The sequence below is a fragment of the Planosporangium thailandense genome, assembly GCF_011947195.1.
Classification (GTDB): domain Bacteria; phylum Actinomycetota; class Actinomycetes; order Mycobacteriales; family Micromonosporaceae; genus Planosporangium; species Planosporangium thailandense.
Map to the genome: position 1 here is coordinate 1 of NZ_JAATVY010000014.1, position 18,812 is coordinate 18,812.

The 18,812-nt window shown below is 74.2% G+C and carries 16 protein-coding genes; 13 read left to right on the top strand and 3 right to left on the bottom strand.

The features are described 5' to 3' along the window. Positions 1-223: 223 nt before the first annotated feature. Positions 224-1,951 carry a hypothetical protein gene (locus HC031_RS19065; protein ID WP_167926722.1) on the bottom strand — a complete coding sequence of 576 codons (1,728 nt, stop codon included), beginning with the start codon at positions 1,949-1,951 and terminating at the stop codon, positions 224-226. Positions 1,952-2,047: 96 nt separating this feature from the next. Here HC031_RS19065 and HC031_RS19070 point away from each other — a divergent pair, with 96 nt between their 5' ends. Together HC031_RS19070 and HC031_RS19075 are read left to right on the top strand one after the other, a co-directional pair. Beyond that, on the top strand, positions 2,048-2,866 hold the full coding sequence (locus HC031_RS19070) for a Replicase polyprotein 1ab (RefSeq protein ID WP_205862949.1): 819 nt from the start codon (positions 2,048-2,050) through the stop codon (positions 2,864-2,866). Continuing rightward, a complete protein-coding gene (locus tag HC031_RS19075; RefSeq protein WP_167926723.1) occupies positions 2,863-3,840 on the top strand; it encodes an HAD-IIA family hydrolase in 978 nt (325 codons plus the stop codon). Before HC031_RS19070 ends, HC031_RS19075 begins: the two co-directional genes overlap by 4 nt. Here HC031_RS19075 and HC031_RS19080 read toward each other — a convergent pair. Both HC031_RS19080 and HC031_RS19085 read right to left on the bottom strand, forming a co-directional pair. Further along, positions 3,833-4,831: a zinc-binding alcohol dehydrogenase family protein gene (locus HC031_RS19080; protein WP_167926724.1), complete on the bottom strand. Its 999-nt coding sequence runs from the start codon at positions 4,829-4,831 to the stop codon at positions 3,833-3,835. The two genes, HC031_RS19075 and HC031_RS19080, sit on opposite strands and share 8 nt — an antisense overlap. A 92-nt stretch (positions 4,832-4,923) precedes the next feature. Further along, positions 4,924-5,262, bottom strand: a complete 339-nt coding sequence (locus tag HC031_RS19085; RefSeq protein ID WP_167926725.1) for an SCP2 sterol-binding domain-containing protein — start codon at positions 5,260-5,262, stop codon at positions 4,924-4,926. 145 nt (positions 5,263-5,407) lie between these two features. On the opposite strand from HC031_RS19085, the gene HC031_RS32560 reads away from it, so the two are divergent. From HC031_RS32560 to HC031_RS19140, 11 genes are all read left to right on the top strand, one after another. Continuing rightward, entirely contained in the window at positions 5,408-6,490 is a 1,083-nt protein-coding gene (locus tag HC031_RS32560; RefSeq protein WP_205862950.1) for a phasin family protein, read from the top strand. After that, positions 6,487-6,816 (top strand): hypothetical protein, encoded by a 330-nt coding sequence (locus HC031_RS19095; protein ID WP_167926726.1) that lies wholly within the window; start codon positions 6,487-6,489, stop codon positions 6,814-6,816. Before HC031_RS32560 ends, HC031_RS19095 begins: the two co-directional genes overlap by 4 nt. A gap of 16 nt (positions 6,817-6,832) precedes the next feature. Next, on the top strand, positions 6,833-7,642 hold the full coding sequence (locus HC031_RS19100) for a TlyA family RNA methyltransferase (protein ID WP_167926727.1): 810 nt from the start codon (positions 6,833-6,835) through the stop codon (positions 7,640-7,642). Then, positions 7,639-8,550: an NAD kinase gene (locus HC031_RS19105; RefSeq protein WP_167926728.1), complete on the top strand. Its 912-nt coding sequence runs from the start codon at positions 7,639-7,641 to the stop codon at positions 8,548-8,550. The genes HC031_RS19100 and HC031_RS19105 overlap by 4 nt, the downstream gene beginning before the upstream one ends. 76 nt (positions 8,551-8,626) lie before the next feature. Beyond that, positions 8,627-10,387 carry a DNA repair protein RecN gene (gene recN / locus HC031_RS19110; protein ID WP_167926729.1) on the top strand — a complete coding sequence of 587 codons (1,761 nt, stop codon included), beginning with the start codon at positions 8,627-8,629 and terminating at the stop codon, positions 10,385-10,387. 223 nt (positions 10,388-10,610) lie between these two features. Beyond that, the gene (steA, locus tag HC031_RS19115; RefSeq protein ID WP_167926730.1) at positions 10,611-11,783 is read left to right on the top strand and encodes a putative cytokinetic ring protein SteA; all 1,173 of its coding nucleotides are present in this window, start codon (positions 10,611-10,613) and stop codon (positions 11,781-11,783) included. Between the two features lie 18 nt (positions 11,784-11,801). Beyond that, entirely contained in the window at positions 11,802-12,755 is a 954-nt protein-coding gene (locus HC031_RS19120; protein WP_167926731.1) for a copper transporter, read from the top strand. Further along, on the top strand, positions 12,745-13,587 hold the full coding sequence (locus HC031_RS19125) for a hypothetical protein (protein WP_338090738.1): 843 nt from the start codon (positions 12,745-12,747) through the stop codon (positions 13,585-13,587). Before HC031_RS19120 ends, HC031_RS19125 begins: the two co-directional genes overlap by 11 nt. Positions 13,588-13,603: 16 nt before the next feature. Beyond that, the gene (gene murJ / locus HC031_RS19130; protein ID WP_338090739.1) at positions 13,604-15,316 is read left to right on the top strand and encodes a murein biosynthesis integral membrane protein MurJ; all 1,713 of its coding nucleotides are present in this window, start codon (positions 13,604-13,606) and stop codon (positions 15,314-15,316) included. 32 nt (positions 15,317-15,348) lie between these two features. Then, positions 15,349-16,494: a glycosyltransferase family 4 protein gene (locus tag HC031_RS19135; RefSeq protein ID WP_167926857.1), complete on the top strand. Its 1,146-nt coding sequence runs from the start codon at positions 15,349-15,351 to the stop codon at positions 16,492-16,494. Then, the gene (locus HC031_RS19140; RefSeq protein WP_167926732.1) at positions 16,491-18,755 is read left to right on the top strand and encodes a hypothetical protein; all 2,265 of its coding nucleotides are present in this window, start codon (positions 16,491-16,493) and stop codon (positions 18,753-18,755) included. Before HC031_RS19135 ends, HC031_RS19140 begins: the two co-directional genes overlap by 4 nt. The last annotated feature ends 57 nt before the right edge of the window (positions 18,756-18,812 follow it).

Here is an 18,812-nt window from a genome sequence, read left to right on the forward strand (position 1 = left end):
ACATTCTTCGTGGTCGCGGGCCACCCCGGAAGGGGTGGCCCGCGCCGCATTTCCGCCCAATTCCGCCACTGGGATTTGGCCACGTGACGCTCTTCGTGGCCTGGGTGGCGGTTCGCCCGTAGGGGTATCGATCCCCGACCCGGGTGGGTATGGGAGACTAGATGGTCGCCGGAATCCGTGATTGAGGGTCGCCCCCGACCTGGGGCCGGCCCTCGACCCGTTTCTAGACCCCGGTTATGACTCGCCCGGTACACCACGTAAGGATGGACCTGTGAACTCTTCGCCATATGAACGCCGTGGTCGCGACGACGGTGACCGTCCGCGCCAGCCCCGGCACGGCGATGACAGATCGCAGCGTGGCGGCCCGCGAGGTTACGGCGACAGGGACGCTGGCCGCGGCCGGCCGACTGGTGGACGCGGCGGCGACGATCAGCGCCGCGGCGGCGACGATCAGCGCCGCGGCGGCGACGATCAGCGCCGCGGCGGCGACGATCAGCGCCGCGGCGGCAGCACCTGGGGACGCCGCGACGACCGGGACCGTGGAGGCTTCGGGCGCGGGGGCTCGTCCGGCTACGGCCGCGACCGCGACGCTGGCGGATATCGCGGCGGCCGAGAGGATGGGACCGGCAGACCGACGGGTGGCACCGGCAGACCGACGGGTGGCTCCGAACGTGGGGGCCGGGACTTCGACCGTGGCGGTCGGGGCTTCGACCGTGGGGGTCGGGACTTCGACCGCGGTGGTCGGGGCTTCGATCGCGGTGACCGCGGCGATCGCGGTGCGCGAGGGTTCGAGCGTGACGACCGTGGCTGGCGCCGCGATGACGCCGGTGGACGACCGCAGCGTTCCCCGGGCGGCTACCGGCGTGACGATCGCGCCGGCGGCCAGCCACGCGAGGAGCAGCGCTCGAACTGGCGTGAGCGGGAAGGCGGCGAGCGGCGATCCGGGTACGGGTCGGATCGGTACCAGGGCGAGCGTCCACGTACCGGCGACCGGGGTGGCCGCCCGACCCGGCCGAGTGGCGAGCGCGGCTTCGACCGCGACCGTGGGTTCGGCCGCGACCGTGGGTTCGGCCGCGACCGTGGGCATGACCGTGACCGTGGGCATGACCGCGACCGTGGGTTCGACCGGGATCGCGGCTCTGACCGGGACCGTGGGTTCGATCGGGACCGTGGGTACCGCCCGGCGCGCCGCGACGAGCGCGGCGGGGCTGAGCGGGGCGGGGCTGAGCGGGGCGGGGCTGAGCGCGGCCGCCAGGGTGGCGGGTACCGCGACCGCGATGACCGTTCCCGTTACGGCGACCGGGACCGTGGACACCGTCCGGATCGGGAGCGCGGGTACGGCGGCGACCGAGACCGTGGGTTCGACCGGGATCGCGGCTCTGACCGGGACCGTGGATTCGACCGCGACCGCGGGTACCGGCCCGAGCGTCGGGACGACCGTGGCTACCGCGGCGACCGGGACCGCGGGTTCGGCGCTCGCCATGGCGGGCCCGACCGCGACCAGCGCCGGGGATTCGACGACCGGGGCCGTGGATTCGGTGACCGCGACCGCAGGCAGGGCGGGTTCCGCGAAGAGCGTGGGCACCGGGACGAGCGTGGGCACCGGGACGAGCGCGGCCACCGCGACGAGCGCGGCCACCGCGACGAGCGCGGGTACCGCGAGTCCGGGTACCAGCGCCGCGGATACGGCGCAGCGCCGGCGGACCGGGAAACCCGACCGGCCGCGGAGCCGACGCCCTCGCAGCAGGTAGGCGACGAACTCTCCACCGACTTCCTTGAGACGGACTCCATCGACTCCTCGGTCACGAGCCCGGTCGAGGAACCGGACCTGGTAACCGACACGGACGTCGCCGAGGCGGAGCCGGTCGAGGGTGAGGCGACGGGCGAGTACCCCGGAATCGACGTCGAGGAACGGCGGGAGCATGGACGGCGGGGACCGTCCCGCGGTCACGAGCGCTTCGAGGAGCGGCGGGACGGTACCGATCTGGCGCCCCCGCTGCCGGCCGACATCAACCCGCGCGACCTGGCCCGGGAGATTCGTGACGAGTTGCGCAGCCTGAAGTCGACGGACGCGAACCAGGTCGCCGGCCACCTGGTCGCCACCGCCCGGCTGCTCGACGACGAGCCGGAGGTCGCGCTCGCGCATGCCCGGGCCGCCCGGCGCCTCGCGCCGCGCATCGCGGCGGTACGGGAGGCGCTCGGCCTGGCGGCCTACCGCAACGGGGAGTGGCAGTCCGCGATCGCTGAGCTGCGGACGTACCACCGGCTGACCGGTCGGCAGACCCACCTCGCCGTGATCGCGGATTCCGAGCGGGCGCTGGGGCGGCCGGAGCGCGCCATCGACATCTACCGCACCGCCGACCGCTCTCGGCTCGCGCCCGACGAGGCGGCCGAGCTGCTCATCGTGGCGGCGGCCGCGCGGGGGGACCTCGGTCAGCGTGACGCTGCCGTGTCGATGCTCCAGGTTCGGGAGCTGACCGCGCCGTCCCGCGAGGCGTGGGTGGCTCGGCTGCGGTACGCGTACGCCGAGTCGTTGCTCGCCGTCGGGCGTCGTGACGAGGCGCGCTCCTGGTTCGCCAGGGCCGCGGACATCGACGAGGATCTCGTCACGGACGCGGCCGAGCGCCTGCTCGAACTCGACGGCGTGGTGCTCGACGACGAGGATCTGGACGCGATGCTCGAAGAGGACCTCGAAGAGGACAGCGAATCCGACGCGGCGGCCGGCAGCGACGCCGACGCAGCCGACGCGGAAGCCGAAGCCGATGATGACGTCGTCGACGTCGAGGACGCGCCCGACATCACGGACGAGGACGAAGCCGAGGCCGGCGAGCGCGGCCAGGAACGCCGGGAGGACGACGACCAGTGAGCGGTGCGCTCGTCGACGGGTACGACCTCGTCATTTTCGACCTGGATGGCGTGGTCTACCTGGGGGACCAGGCTGTCGTCGGAGCACCCGAGGCGCTGGGGAAGCTGCGCGAGCGGGGTGTGCCGCGGGCGTACGCGACGAACAACGCCTCCCGGCGGGCCACCGAGGTCGCCGCGCTGCTGACATCGCTGCAGGTACCGGCGGACGGCGCCGAGGTCACGACGGCCGCGCAGGCCTCCGCCGCCGTGCTCGCCGAAATGCTGCCCGCCGGCAGCCCGGTCCTCATCGTGGGGGCACCCGCCCTGCACGACGAGATCGCCGACGTGGGGCTGCGCCCGGTACGCGAAGCCGGGGACGCGCCGGTGGCGGTCGTGCAAGGATTCGGGCCCACGGTGGGCTGGGAGCAGTTGGCCGAGGCGTCGGTCGCCATCCGGGCCGGGGCGAAGTGGGTCGCGACGAACGCCGACCGTACCCTGCCGACGCCCCGCGGGCCGTTGCCCGGCAACGGTTCGCTCGTCGCGGCGCTGGCCACCGCGCTCGGGCGGCAGCCGGACCTCGTGGTCGGCAAGCCCGAACCGACGCTGTTCGAGCAGATCGCGCGGGCGCGGGGCGCGCGCCGCCCCCTGGTCGTCGGCGACCGGGTCGACACCGACATCGAAGGCGCCCACCGGGCCGGCATGGACAGCCTTCTGGTGCTCACCGGCGCCGGTCGACCGGTGGACGTGCTGACGGCGCCGCCGCAGCGCAGACCCACGTACCTCGCCGCCGACCTCGGCGGTCTTTTCGCGCCGGCCGACGAGCTGCGGGTACCGCCGAAGGACGGCGGCTGGCGCGTCAGCGACGGCCGGCTGTCCGGCAGCGGTGACCCGGTCGCGGCTCTGCGGGTACTCGCGGGGTCGGCGACCCTCGACGGCGGGCCCGTCGCCGACGGACCGGATGCCGAAAGGGCGCTGCGCGCGCTCGGTCTCACATGATGAGGACGGCGGCGCCGTTGACCCGGTCGGCGGCCAGGTCGACGAGTGCCCGGTCGGCGGCGTCGAGCGGGTAGCCGGTCGTGCGGACGCGCAGCGGGTGCTCGGCGGCGAACGCGAGGAACTCCCGCCCGTCGTCGCGGGTGTTGGCGGTGACGCTGCGCAGGTTGCGCTCGTAGAACAGATGCCGTTCGTAGTGCAGCGGCGGCACGTCGGTGAGGTGGATACCGGCGATGGCGAGCGTCCCGCCCCGGTCCAGCGCCGCGAGGGCGACCGGCACCAGGTCGCCGACCGGGGCGAACAGGATGGCCGAGTCGAGGCGCTCCGGCGGCTCGTCGGTGGCGTCGCCGACCGAGGTGGCGCCCAGTTCGAGGGCGAGCTCCTGGTGCGCCCGCGACCGGGTCAGGACGTGCACGGTCGCGCCCTGGGCGAGCGCGACCTGCATGGCCAGGTGCGCCGAACCGCCGAAGCCGTAGATGCCCAACCGGCCGCCCGGCGGCAGGTCGGCGCGGCGCAGCGCCCGGTACCCGATGATCCCGGCGCACAGCAGCGGTGCGACCTCGGTGTCGTCGTAGCCCTCGGGGAGCCGGTAGGCGAAGTCAGCCGGAACGCATGTGTACTCGGCGTAGCCGCCGTCGGCGTCCCAACCCGTGTAGCGGGACTGCGGGCAGAGGTTCTCCCGGCCGCGCCGGCAGTACACGCACACCCCGTCGGTGTGCCGCAGCCACGCGATGCCGACCCGCTCGCCGACGAGGAAGCCCTCCACGTCGTTGCCTACGGCCGCGACGGTGCCGACGACTTCGTGGCCCGGCACCACGTCGATCTTGTGAACCGGGAGGTCACCCTCGGCGACGTGCAGATCGGTCCGGCAGACGCCGCAGGCGCGGACCTGTACCAGCAGTTCAGAGGGCGCGGGTGACGGGACCGGGACGTCGACCAGTCGGAGCGGGCCGGTCTCGACCGGGCCGGAGCGGTGTACCTGCCAGGCGCGCATGAAACCAAGTCTGCGTCCCGGGCCGAAGATCGGCTATTGGATCGTGCGGTGCCCGTACCGTCGACTTTCTGTGCTCGAACGGGTGGTTTTGACTAGAGCAGCTTACGCAGCTTCATCATGTCCATGAGGCTCGCGTCGATCTTGATCCGGCCACCGGCCCACGCGGACGCGACATTGAGCTTGCCCTGTACGAGCGCCAGCAGGTCGTCGCTGCCGGCCGTCAACTTGAGCTTGGCCTTCGGGTCGTCGCCGTCGCCGATGTCGACGATCTGACCACCCGTCAGCCGGGCGTGGAAGGCGACATCCAGGTCAGGGATGCGGCAGGTCAGCGTACGGTCGAAGTCGAGCTTCTCTCTGGTCTGTGCGGCGTTGGCCGCCATCCGCTGACTCAGGTGCTCGAGCGCCGCGCGGCACTCCTCAACGCTTGCCATGTACGAACTCCCGGATGTCTGTCGAGTCGTTGGGGACGCTACCGCAAGCCGTGCGTACCTTGCCCGGTAGCGTTGCAGACGTCCCGGTAGCGTTGCAGCAGCACGATTGCTTCAGCGGACGGTGACGTGGCGGAGGGAGCGCACGATGCGACAGGAAGCGTGGCGGGCCTACCTGGAGTTGGCGCTCGGCCTGACCGACGCGTCGCGTAAGAAGGCCACCAAGGCCCTCAAACAGCTGTTGGGCAAGGGCGGCGCGACGGCGGAGCAGTTGCAGGAGCTCGCCGACGACCTGGTGAAGATGAGTTCGTCGAACCGCGAGACCATCGTGAAGGTGGTACGCACCGAGCTGGAGCGCGCGCTGAACCGGGTCGGCCTGGCCACCGCCGAGGAAGTGTCGGAGCTGACCGCGCGCGTACGGCAGCTGGAGGCCGAGCTCGCCGCCACGCAGGCCGAGGCCGCCGACCTGGTCGCGGCGACGCCGGCGGTGGCCGTCGCCGTTCCGGTGCCGGCCGCCGAGCCGTTCGGTGAGGACGTCGAGGGGAACATCACGGAGCCGGCGGTGCCGGTCGACGAGTTCGGCGCTACCGAAGCGTTGGCGTCGGTCGTCCCGATCGAAGACACGGCGATGACCGACGGAACGGCCATCATCACGGAGCCGGTCGTCGCCGAGGCGGTGCTGGGCGCCGCCGCCGCCGAACGTGAGGTCCAGTTGCTGGCTGCCGAGCGGGAGGCCGAGATCGTAGCCGCCGAAATCGCGGCCGCCGAGCGGGAGGCCGAGTTCGCGGCCGCGCCCCGGGGAGCGGCGAAGAAGGCTGCCAGGAAGGCCGCCGCGAAGAAGGCGGCTGCGGCCGAGCGGCCTGAGCCGGCCAAGAAGGCCGCGGCGGCGAAGAAGGCTGAGCCGGCCAAGAAGGCCGCGGCGGCGAAGAAGGCCGCGCCGGCGAAGAAGGCTGCGGCGAAGAAGGCTGCGGCGGCCAAGACGGCAGGCGGCCGGGCTGCGGCCGGCCGGACGGCCGCCGCGACGAAGGCTGCCAAGAAGGCCCCCAGCAAGGCCGCGGGCCGCGCGGAGACCGCTACCGCGGGGCAGAAGAAGCAGGCGTCGGCTCCCCAGAGGAAGGCGCCGGGGCGGAAGGCGACTGCGCAGAGCGCTCCGGCCAGGAAGGCGTCGCCCAAGAAGACACCGGCCCGTAAAGCGGCCGGGGGCTCCAGCGGCCAGGGAGCAGGCGCGTGACCGGACCCACCACACCCTCCGCGTTCGACCCGCGACGCCTGGCAGACCTGGCGTCGCGACTGTCCGCCCGACCGGCGCCCCCTGCACCACAGTCGCCGGGCGCGCAGCCGCGGGAGGACGAACCGACGGCGTCACAGCCCGGCACCGGGGCGGACGAGGCACCACGGCCGGCCGGTGTCGGCGAGGAGGCCGGGCATCTGCAGATCGACGCCGTTCTCGCCGAGCTCAAGCGGGCCGAGCAACTGCCACCGGATCAGCAGATTCCCGTCTACGAGGCCATCCACCGTACGCTGCAGGAGACCCTGCGCTCGATCGAGCAGAGCTAGGGAGTCGCGCAGCGTCATGGCGCGTCGTATCCGACTCGACGCCGAACTGGTCCGCCGAGGGCTCGTCCGGTCACGCGAGCAGGCCGCAGCTCTCATCGAAGCCGGCCGGGTCGAAGTGCGCGGGACCGTCGCCCGCAAGGCCGCCGCGCAGGTCGATCCCGCCGACCCGGTGGTCGTCACCGGAGGCGAGGCCCTCGACGAGTACGTCTCGCGCGGCGGGCACAAGCTCGTCGGCGCGCTGGAGGCATTCACGGCCGACGGGCTGGCCGTCGCGGGCCGGCGCTGCCTCGACGCCGGCGCGTCGACGGGCGGTTTCACCGACGTGCTGCTGCGCGCCGGTGCCGCCCGGGTCGTGGCCGTCGACGTCGGGTACGGGCAGCTGGCCTGGTCGCTGCGCACCGACGAGCGGGTACACGTACTGGAGCGCACCAACGTCCGTACGCTGACCCCCGAGGCGATCGGGGGCACGGTCGACCTGACCGTCGCCGACCTGTCGTTCATCTCGCTGCGGCTCGTGCTGCCGGCGCTCGCCGCGTGCACCGCGCCCGATGGCGATCTGGTTCCGATGGTGAAGCCGCAGTTCGAGGTCGGCCGCGAGCGGGTCGGCGCCGGCGGCGTGGTGCGTGACCCCCAGGTACGCGCGGACGCCGTGCTAGACGTCGCCGCGGCAGCCGGTGAGCTGGGCCTCGGCGTGGCCGGGGTCGTGCACAGCCCGCTGCCGGGTCCGTCAGGCAATATTGAGTTCTTCCTCTGGCTGCGCCGCGACGCCCCGCCGGTGAACCCGGAGGCCGTGCGACGCGTAGCGGAGTGGGGAGGTAACCAATGAGTCGCGAGGCGCTGCTGGTGACGCACACCGGACGCCGGTCGAACTTCGCGCCGGCCCGTACGGTCACCCGTGACCTGCTCGAGGCCGGGTTCAACGTGCGGGTGCTGGCCGAGGAGGCGGCCGAGCTGAGCCTGCCCGGGGTCGAGGCGGTGACCGGCCCGTACGCCGCTGACGGCGCCGAGATCGTGCTGGCGCTCGGCGGCGACGGCACGGTGCTGCGCGCCGCGGAGCTGGCCCGCCCGTTCGGCGCCCCGCTGCTCGGGATCAACCTCGGACACGTGGGGTTCCTCGCCGAAGCCGAGATCAGCGATCTCGACCTGGCGATCCGGGACGTCGTCGCGGGCGAGTACACGGTGGAGGAGCGGCTGACGCTCGAGGTCACCGCGGAGTGCGACGGCGAGGTCGTGGCCCGGTCGTGGGCGCTCAACGAGATCAGTGTCGAAAAGGGCGCCCGCGAGAAGATGATGGAGGTACGCGTCGACGTCGACGGCCGGCCGCTGTCGCGCTACGGCTGCGACGGCGTGGTGGTGGCGACGCCGACCGGTTCGACCGCGTACGCGATGTCGGCCGGTGGCCCGGTGGTCTGGCCGGAGCTGGAGGCGCTGCTGCTGGTGCCGGTCAGCGCGCATGCGCTGTTCAGCCGGCCGTTGGTGACGGCGCCGACGTCGACGATCAGGATCACGGTCGACCCGTACACCACGTTCGCGTTCATGTCGTGTGACGGACGTCGCTCCTTCGATCTCGCGCCCGGCTCCAGCGTCACCATCACCCGCGGCCAGCTTCCGGTACGCGTGGTGCGCCTGCGTCCCCGGCCGTTCACAGATCGCCTGGTGGCGAAGTTCGGGCTGCCCGTGGAGGGGTGGCGCGGCAACGGCGCCGACCGGTGGCCGGAGCCGATGTCGCAGTGAGGTCGCCGGCCGACGTCCCGACGAGATCGGCGCGGGACGTTGGAGACTGTCGGCGCGCACGGCTACTGTCTTGTCCGTGCTGGAGGAACTCCGCATCACCGGACTCGGCGTCATCGAAGATGCCACCCTTCCCCTCGGTCCCGGCCTGACGGTCATCACCGGCGAGACGGGTGCGGGCAAGACGATGGTCGTCACGAGCCTCGGCCTGCTCTTCGGCGGCCGGGCCGATGCCGGCCGGGTGCGTGCCGACCGTGGGCGGGCCGTCGTCGAGGGGCGGCTGCGGATGACCGGCGACTCGGGTAAGGCCGTGCTGGCGCGGGTGTCCGAGGCCGGCGCCGAGGCTGACGAGGACGGGACGCTGCTGTTGAGCCGCACCGTCACCAGCGAGGGCCGGTCCCGGGCGCACGTCGGTGGCCGTTCCGTGCCGGTCTCCGTGCTCGGCGAGGTCGGCGAGCACGTGGTGGCGGTGCACGGCCAGTCCGACCAGCTGCGACTACTGCGCCCGGCCGAGCAGCGCGCCGCACTGGACCGGTTCGCCGGCCCGCAGCACGAGAAACTGCTGGCCGGTTTCCAGGAGCTGTACGCGCGGTGGCGGCGCGTGGAGGACGACCTGGCCGACCGCCGTCGCAACGCGCGCGAGCGCAACCAGGAGGCCGACCTGCTCCGCCTGGGGCTCGACGAGATCACCCGGGTGGATCCGCAGCCGGGCGAGGACGAGGCGCTCCGCGAGGAGGCGCAACGCCTGGAGCACGCGGAGGGGCTGCGGGTCGCGGCGCAGCTGGCGCATCAGGCGATCGCGGGTGGCCCGGACGCCGGCGCCGACGAGGCGCCCGACGCGGTCGGCATGCTGGGCGTCGCCAGGAACACGTTGATCGCGCAGGCGGATGTCGACCGGAGCCTCGGTGATCTCGCCGACCGGCTGAGCGAGGCCGCGGCGCTGGTGACCGACGTGGCGGCGGAGCTTTCCAGCTACCTCGACGGGTTGGACGCGGACCCGGCGCGGCTGGAAGCGGTGTACGAGCGGCGTGCGGCGTTGAAGGCGCTGACCCGCAAGTACGCCGAGGACATCGACGGGGTGATCGCCTGGGCCGACCGGGCCCGCTCCCGCCTCGCCGAGCTGGACACCTCCGACGAGCTGCTCGACGAGCTCGACCGCGAGCGCCGGCGGCTGGCCGGGGAGGTCGCCGAGCTGGCGCAGCTGGTGTCGGCGGCGCGGCGGGAGGCTGCCGGTCGGTTCTCGGAGAAGGTCACTGTGGAGCTGGCGGGTCTGGCGATGCCGCACGCCCGGGTCGAGGTCGTCGTGTCGCCCAAGCCGGCCGGCCGGGGCGAGCCGACGCTGGAGGTGGCGGGCACGCCGACCGGTGTGGGCAGCGACGGAGCCGACGAGGTCGAGCTGCGCCTGCACGCCCATCCGGGCGCGCCCGCGCTGCCGCTGCAGCGGGGTGCCTCCGGCGGTGAGCTGTCGCGGGTGATGCTGGCCATCGAGGTGGTCTTCGCCGGTGTCGGCGGGCCTCCGACGCTGGTCTTCGACGAGGTCGACGCGGGAGTCGGCGGGCGCGCGGCGGTGGAGATCGGCCGGCGCCTCGCCCGGTTGGCCCGCGGCCATCAGGTGCTCGTCGTGACCCACCTGCCGCAGGTGGCGGCGTTCGCCGATCGTCACCTGGTCGTCGCCAAGGACACCGGTGGTGCGGTGACCACGAGCGGCGTCCGGCTGGTCGAGGACACCGAGCGGGCCAGGGAGCTGGCGCGCATGTTGGCCGGGCTGCCCGACTCCGACCTGGGTATCGCGCACGCGGAGGAGCTCCTGGCGGTCGCCGGCCGCGAGAAGCAGCGTTGACGGTCACGTGATCGTGGATCTTCGGGGTGTGACACCCGTATGCGATGTCACACTCCCCGGGTCTGTGACGGTCACGGTGCCGCGGAGGCCCTGTGACGGAGCACGTCGGAGGCGACCTTGAGCACCAGAAAGCGCGAAAACGGGCCTTTTGTGCATCTTTAGCGCCCGCGCTCGCGCATGTCGCGCCCGCCCAGCGGGTATCGGCATGCCAGGATGGGTGGCGATGCGACTGCCAACGTTGCGTCGGACCCGGCCTGCCGAGCCGGGTGTTATCTCCGGCGCGGTGCGACTCGATCGGCGTACCAAGCGACTCGTCGGCCGGCTGCGGCCCGGCGAGATCGCAGTGATCGACCATGTCGACCTGGACCGGGTCGCGGCCGATTCACTTGTCGCGGCCGGTGTTGCGGCCGTCCTCAACGCGAAGCCGTCGGTATCCGGCCGATACCCCAACCTCGGCCCCGAGGTGCTCGTCTCGGCCGGCATCCCGCTCGTCGATGACCTCGGCGAGGAGCTGTTCGACCGGCTTCGCGAAGGCGACGAGGTCCGCATCGAGGGTGACAGCGTCTTCTGCGACGGCAATCTGGTGGCGCAGGGGCAACGGCAGGACTCCGAGACGGTCGCGCAGGCCATGGCCGACGCCCGCGAGGGCCTGTCGGTGCAGCTCGAGGCGTTCGCCGCCAACACCATGGAGTACCTCAAGCAGGAGCGCGACCTGCTGCTCGACGGTGTCGGCGTGCCCGACGTCGAGACGAAGATCGCCGGCCGGCACTGCCTCATCGTGGTCCGCGGCTACGACTACAAGGCCGACCTGGACGTGCTGCGGCCGTACATCCGGGAGTACAAGCCGGTCCTGATCGGGGTCGACGGCGGCGCTGACGCGCTGGTCGAAGCCGGTTACACGCCCGACATGATCGTCGGCGACATGGACTCGGTCTCCGACGACGTGCTGCGCTGCGGCGCCGAGATCGTTGTGCACGCCTACCCGGACGGCCGGGCGCCGGGCCTCGCCCGGGTGCACCAGCTCGGACTGCCGGCCACGCCGTTCCCCGCCGCCGCGACGAGCGAGGACATCGCGATGCTGATCGCCGATGAGAAGGGCGCGTCGCTGATCGTGGCGGTCGGCACCCACGCCACCCTGGTGGAGTTTCTCGACAAGGGCCGCGGCGGCATGGCCTCGACGTTCCTGACCCGGCTCAAGGTGGGCGGCAAGCTGGTCGACGCCAAGGGCGTCAGCCGCCTGTACCGGCAGAGCATGTCCGGCTCGTCGCTGCTCCTGCTGGTGCTGTCGGCGATCGCGGCGATGGCCTCCGCCATGGCGGTCACCACCGTGGGCAAGGCGTACCTCGGGGTGGTCGCCGAGTGGTGGGACAATCTGTTGTTCTCGATTTTCTCCTGACCGAAGGTTTGCGACCCTGTGATCAATTTCCGGTACCACGTGGTTTCGCTGACCGCCGTCTTCCTCGCGTTGGCGATCGGCCTCGTCGTCGGCACGGCGGCGCTCAACGGCCCCGCCGCGGACGCCCTCCAGGAGCAGGTCACCGGCATCGGCAAGCAGAACCAGCAGCTGCGTGACCAGGTCAACCACCTCAAGGCCGACGCGAACACCCAGGAGCAGTTCGCCGCGCAGGCCGCGCCCATCATGCTGGCCGACAAGCTGCGCAACCGCCGCGTCCTGGTGGTGTCGCTGCCGTCGGCCAGCAAGTACGTCAAGGACGTGGTCGACACGCTCCAGGTCGGGGGTGCCAAGATCTCCGCTCAGATCGAGATCGAGGACAAGTTCACCGACTCGGCGAACAACGCGCAGTTGCTGGACCTTGCCACGATCACCCGGCCGGTGAGCGTCAGCGAGCCCGCGTCGCCGAGCACCGACGGCGTGCAGGCGTCGACCTCGCTGCTCGCCGCGGTCCTGCTCGACCGCCCGGCCGGCCAGGCCGCGATCCCCGACGACCAGCGCCGCACCGTGCTCAGCGCGTACACGTCGGGCGGGTGGATCATCGCGACCGGCACACCGTCCGGGCCCGCGGACGCGGTGGTCATGCTCACCGGCGCGCCGTATGTCGACCACGACGCGGCCAAGCGCAACGCGGCCGTGGTCAACATCGCCGACGGGCTCGGCCGCGCCGGGCATCTCGTCCTCGCCAGCGACGGGGTCGGCTCCGACGGCAACGCGGTCACGGCGATCCGGCGGGATCCCACGCTGACCAAGACCATCTCGACCGTCGACAACGTCGCCACGCCGCAGGGGCGGGTCATCGCCGCGCTGGCCCTCGCCGAGCAGATCACCGGCGGCGCCGGCCACTACGGCATCGGGGACGGGGCGACGGCGCTGATGCCGAAGCCGGCGGCGAGCAAGTCCAGTGGCTCGTAGCCTCGTGCGGCGACTGCTGGTCGCCGGGGTCGGCGCGCTCGTGTCCCGCCAGGCGCTCACCCTGGTCGCCACGAGCGTGCACCCGGCGCCGCTGGCCCGTACGAACTTTCGGGGCCGGCCCGTCACGCTCGCCGGCGGCCCGGCGCTGGCGCTCGGGGCGACCATCGCGGCCGCCCTCGGCTCCGGCCGCGGGCGGGTACGGGTCGCAGCGGTCGTTTCCGGCCTCGGCGCGGGCGCGGTGGGCACCTACGACGATCTCGTCGGCACCCGCCCGGGACAGCAGGCGAAGGGGTTCTCCGGTCACCTCCGTGCCCTGGCCGAGGGGCGGGTGACCAGCGGACTGGTCAAGATCGCCGGAGTGGGCGCCAGCGCCCTGGCGGCCGCGGCGCTCCTGGAGGCCGACCGCCCGGCCGGCCGGCGGGTGCTCGACATCGGGCTGTCGGCCGGGGTCATCGCCGGGACCGCCAACCTGATCAACCTGCTCGATCTGCGGCCCGGCCGGGCCATCAAGGCGGGGCTGCTCCTCGGCGCGCCCGTGGCAGCGGGCGGCGGCCCGGCCGGGGGAGTCGCGGCCGGCGCGGTCGGCGCCGCGGCCGGACTGCTGCCCGCCGACCTCGGCGAAACGATCATGCTCGGCGACGCCGGCGCGAACGCGCTCGGCGCCCTCCTGGGCACCGCGATGGCCGCCCGTACCGGACCGCTCGGGCGGGCCGCGCTGCTGGCCGGCATCGCCGCGCTCACCGCCGCGAGCGAGAAGGTCAGCTTCACCCAGGTCATCGACCGCACCCCGGTGCTGCGCGACTTGGACGCGCTGGGCCGGCGGACGGACTGAAGGCCGGCGCGCGGAGGTGTCCGAGACCACCGATGTGCCCCACTCCACCGACGTGCCCGGAGTGAGCGGCGTGGACGCCGCACCCGGGCGGGGGCCGCGGGCCACCCGGCTGGCCGGTGCCGCCCTGCTCATCGCGGTGCTCACCGTCGCCGCCCGGTTGGCCGGCTTCGCGCGGACGCTGGTGTTCGTCCACGCCGTCGGCGACCGCGACCTCGGCGACATCTACCAGAGCGCCAACACCGTCCCGAACATCATCTACGAGATCGTGGCCGGCGGCGCCCTGGCCAGCCTGGTGGTGCCGATGCTGGCCGGCGCGGTCGCCCGCGGTGACCGGCGGGCCGTCGGCGCGACCACCTCGGCGCTGCTGACCTGGGTGCTCACCATCCTGGTGCCGATGGCGGTGCTCGTCGGGTTCGCCGCGACGCCGATCGTGCACCTGCTCGATCCGCACGCGGACGTGCGGGTCGCCGCCGTCGGCGCCGACATGCTGCGGGTGTTCGCGCCGCAACTGCCGCTGTACGGCGTCGGGATCGTGCTGACCGGCGTGCTCCAGGCGCACCGGCGCTTCGCCTGGCCGGTGCTCGCCCCGCTGCTGTCGAGCGTGACCGTGATGGGGGCGTACGCGTGCTTCGCGGTGGTGGCCGGCAGCCGCCCTGACGTCGTACACGTCAGCGCCACCGGCATAGCGGTGCTGTCGGTGGGCACCACGCTCGGCGTGGTGGTGCTGTCGCTGTCCCTGCTGATTCCGCTGCGGGGCCTGCGACTGCGGCTGCGCCCGACGTACTCGTTCGCGCACGCCTCGGCCACTCAGGTGCGGCGCCTCGCCGCCGCCGGCGCGGTCACCGTCGCCGCCCAGCAGTTGACCGTCGCCCTCACGATCGTGCTCGCCAACGGCGGCACCGAGGGCACGCTGGTGCAGTTCACGCTGGCACAGACGGTCTATCTGCTGCCCTGGGCGGTCCTCGCGCTGCCGATCGCCACGTCGGCGTACCCGGCGCTGGCGGAGGCGGCGGCGCGCGACGACCGGCGGGCGTACGGGGCGACCCTCGCCGGCGCGACCCGGGCCGTGGTGCTGCTGAGCTGCCTCGGCGCGGCGGCGCTCGCCGCGGCCGCCCCGCCGCTGGCGTGGACGCTCGCCCGCCACACCTTGAGCCCGGCCCACGTCGCCGCCGGCATCGCCGGGCTCGCGCCCGGCCTGCTCGGGTACGGCCTGTTCGCGCTGCTGTCGCGGGCGCTGTACGCGCGCGGCGACACCCCGCACGCCGCGGCCGCGACGGCCGTCGGCTGGGCCGGGGTCGCCGCCGCGTCGCTTGCCCTGTCCGCCGCGCTGCCCGGTACCGGCCGGGTGGCCGCCCTGGCCGTCGCGAACTCCGCCGGCATGCTGCTGCTCGGCGCGCTGCTGCTCGTCCTTGTCGCGCGGCGGGCCGGCCGGGAGGCGGTGGCGGGGCTGGCCCGGACCCTGTGCGTCGCCGTCGTCGCCGGGGTCGTCGCCGCCGCCGCGGGCGTGGTGGCGCGCCGGCTGGTGTGGGGCGACGCCACCCCGGGTGTCGCCGGGGCGGTCGGACAGGGCATGCTGTCCGGTGCCGTGGTGGTGGCGGCTTTCCTCGGTATGGCGTACGCCCTGGACCGCCGCGACGTCCGCCCGCTGCTCGCCCGGTCGGCGGGCCGGGTGGCCCGCGTCGCCGGCCGGGTGCCCCGGCACCGCACCTCGCGGCCGGTCGACAGGTGACACGGGAGGTCTGGGAAGTGAGCGAGCGTCGGGTGGCGGACGCCGCGAGCGGTGCTGAACCGCGCTGGCGCGTCGCGCTCGTGCTCGCGTCGAGCACCGGCGGGATCGGCCGGCACGTCGCGTCGCTGGCCGGTGGACTGGTCGGGGTGGGCGCTGAGGTCACCGTGTGCGGCCCGGCGGAAACCGACCGCCAGTTCGCCTTCACCGCGGCGGGCGCGCGTTTCGTGCCCGTGGAGATCCCCGCGTCCCCGCAGCCCCGGGACGCCGCCGCCGTCCGCGCGCTGCGGCGCAGCCTGCGGGCGGCCGCGCCGGATGTCGTACACGCGCACGGCCTGCGTGCCGGGCTGGTCGCCGCGCTGGCCCGACCGGCCGGCTGCCCCCTCGTGGTCACCTGGCACAACCAGGTGCTGGCACAGGGCGTGCGCGGGCGGGTGTACCGCCAGCTGGAGGGGTACGTCGCCCGCGCCGCCGACGTGACGCTCGGCGCGTCGACCGACCTGGTCAACCGCGCGGTGGCGCTCGGCGCCCGCGACGCCCGCCTGGGTGCCGTCGCCGCGCCGGACCTCGCCCCGGCCACCCGGTCGGTCGACGAGGTACGCGAGGAGTTCGGCATCGCCGCGGACCGGCCGCTGGTGCTGTCCGTGGGCCGGCTGCACCCGCAGAAGGGGTACGACGTGCTGGTCGCCGCCGCGTCCCGGTGGCGTACGTGCCGGCCGGCCCCGGCGGTGGTGGTCGCGGGCAGCGGTCCCGCGTACATGAGCCTCGCCGCCCAGATCTCCCAGCAGCGGGCGCCGGTGCTCCTCGCCGGGCACCGCACCGACGTGCCCGACCTGCTCGCGGCCGCGGACCTCGCCGTCGTGACCAGCGTCTGGGAAGCGCGTCAGCTCTTCGCCCAGGAGGCGATGCGGGCGGGCACGCCGCTGGTCGCCACCTCGGTGGGCGGCCTTCCCGAGCTCGTCGGTGACGCCGCGCTGCTGGTGCCGCCGGGGGACGTCGACGCGCTCGACGAAGCGGTACGGTTGCTGCTGGATGATCGGCAACTTCGGGCCGAGTACGGCCGGCGAGGCGCCGAGCGGGCGGCGACCTGGCCCACCGAGGCGGACACGCTGGCCCAGGTCTGCGCGGTGTACGACGAGGTCACCGAACGGGTACGTGGAGCCAGCCAGGAGGCGCGTTGAGCGGGCGCGGCGAAGGTGGTTCGGCACGCTGGGCGCCGTACCTCGTGGCGGTGCTCGCCGCGGTCGCCAGCGTCCTCAGCCTGATGCCCCGGCCGGCCAGCGGCGCGCCGGCCCGCACCGCCGACTACGTGATCATCGCCGGCGCCGCCGGGCTGCGCTGGGACGATGTCAACCCGACCGACACCCCGACGGTGTGGAAGCTGGCCGGCAGTGGGTCGATCGGGGCCCTTTCGGTCCGGTCGGCGCACCGCCCGACCTGCCCCGGCGACGGGTGGCTCACGGTCGGCGCGGGCACCTACGCCGCGCGCACCAGCGGCCGTGTCGACGGCGCCTGCCCGCCGCTCGCGGTCGGGCTCGACCATCCGGGCGCGGGTGGGGCGTTCCTGTCCGACGCGGAGCGGCAGCGCATCGTCAGCCTCAACCGCGACCTGCCGTGGGGCGCCCAGCCGGGCGTGCTCGCCGAGTCGGTGCGCTGTACGACCACCATCGGCCCGGGCGCCGCCCTCGCGGCCGCCCGGCCGTTCGGCCGCATCGACTGGTACAGCGACACGCTGCCGGACCACCCGGCTGAGCTGCTCGCCGGCTGCATGATGTCGATCGTCGACCTCGGCACGGTCGCCGGTGACCGGGCCGCGCGACGGGCGGCGGCCCGGGCGGTCGACGCCCGGCTGGCTCAGGTCGTGGCGGCCCGCCCGCCGCGGTCCCTGCTGCTGCTCGCCGGCGTGTCCGACAGCGGGACCGACGCGCGGCTGCACGTCGCGCTCGCGCAGGGTCCCGGCTACACCGGGGGGCTGCTGACGTCGCCCAGCACGGGCCGCGCCGGTTACCTCCAGCTCACCGATCTCGCGCCGACGACGCTGGCGGCGCTGCGGCGGCCGACGCCGAGCACGCTCTTCGTCGGCTCCCCGGCGGTGGTGGCCGGCGGACGCCCGGCGTCGCTGACGGCCGCGGTGCGGCGGCTGGACGACGCTGACCGGAAGGTGGTCGTGCAGCGGCCGATGGCCGGCCGGTTCTTCACCGTCCTGGCGCTGTTCCAGCTCGCGCTGTTCGTCGCCGCCATACCGCTGCTGCGTCGCGCCCGGCGGCCGGCCGGGCCGGTCGCGCCCGTGCCCAACCCGCCGTGGTTCGAGCGCGGCGTCGAGGTGCTGCTGGTGGCGGCCGCGCTGGCCGTGCCGGGGGCCCTAGTGGCCGGGCTGGTGCCGTGGTGGCGCACTCCGGTGCCCGAGGTGCTCTTCGGCATCGTCACCCTGGCGGTCGTCGGGGCGGCCACCGCCGCGGTCACCGTAGTCGGCACCCGGCGGCGGGTCCTCGGGCCGCTGGGCGGCGTGGCGGGGCTGGTCGCCGTGGTGATGGCGGCGGACGTGCTCACCGGTTCCCGGCTGCAGCTCAACAGCGTCGTCGGGTACTCGGCCGCGGCCGGCGGCCAGTTCGCCGGGCTCGCGGCCGTCGGCTTCGGCGTGTTCACCGCCGGGGCGCTGGTGGCGGCCGGGTGCGTGGCCCAACACGTCGTACGGCAGTGGCGGCCGGTCGTGTTCGCGGTGATCGGCGGCACGGCCGTGCTCGTGGCCGGCAGCCCGTACCTGGGGGCGGACGCCGCGGGCGCGGTGGGGCTCACCGCCGGCGTCTGTGTGGCGGCGGCGATGTCCACCGGCGGGTGGCTGACGTTCCCGCGCATCGCCTGGGCGCTGCTGGCGGGCATCGCCGTGACCAGCGCGTTCGCGTTGCTCGATATGCATCGGCCGGTCAGCCAGCGCGGCAGCGTGGGCCGATTCCTGAGCCACCTGGGCGACGGCACCGGCCGGCTCGTCCTGCATCCGATCGAGTCCGACAACGTCGTCGCGACGGCGACCAGCCCGCTCACGCTGCTGGTGTTCGGCGCCGCGGTCATGCTGTTCTTCGCGCTGCTGCGGCCGTGGGGTGGACTCAAGCGCCTGTTCGGGCTGTACCCCGCGGTGCGCGCCAGCCTGGCCGGCACGGCCGTCGCCACCGTGATCGCGGGGCTGCTGCAGGGCGCCGGCCTCACCACGGCGGGCGGTGCGACGACGACGGTGCTGCCGCTGGCCGTCCTGGCGGCGCTGCGGGTGCAGCGCCACGCCGATGAGCGCACGCCGGCCGTGACGGTCGACCCCACCGGCGCCACCGTGGCCGAGGGTGGCGAGCCGGCAGCGGGCGGTGGCGAGCCGGCAGCGGGCGGCGAGCCGACGCCGGGCGGCGGCCGGCCGGCGACGCGGCCCGGCGCTCCGGAGATCGCCCCGGCCTGACCGGGGGCGACGGCGCTCCCTCCGAGGGCGACGGCGCTCCCTCCGAGGGCGACGGCG

What these genes read in the sequence shown, in the direction of transcription:
- HC031_RS32560 (WP_205862950.1), top strand. Translation starts at nt 5,408, where the DNA reads ATGCGACAGGAAGCGTGGCGGGCCTACCTGGAGTTGGCGCTCGGCCTG.
- HC031_RS19085 (WP_167926725.1), bottom strand. Translation starts at nt 5,262, where the DNA reads ATGGCAAGCGTTGAGGAGTGCCGCGCGGCGCTCGAGCACCTGAGTCAG.
- HC031_RS19080 (WP_167926724.1), bottom strand. Translation starts at nt 4,831, where the DNA reads ATGCGCGCCTGGCAGGTACACCGCTCCGGCCCGGTCGAGACCGGCCCG.
- HC031_RS19105 (WP_167926728.1), top strand. Translation starts at nt 7,639, where the DNA reads ATGAGTCGCGAGGCGCTGCTGGTGACGCACACCGGACGCCGGTCGAAC.
- HC031_RS19100 (WP_167926727.1), top strand. Translation starts at nt 6,833, where the DNA reads ATGGCGCGTCGTATCCGACTCGACGCCGAACTGGTCCGCCGAGGGCTC.
- steA (WP_167926730.1), top strand. Translation starts at nt 10,611, where the DNA reads ATGCGACTGCCAACGTTGCGTCGGACCCGGCCTGCCGAGCCGGGTGTT.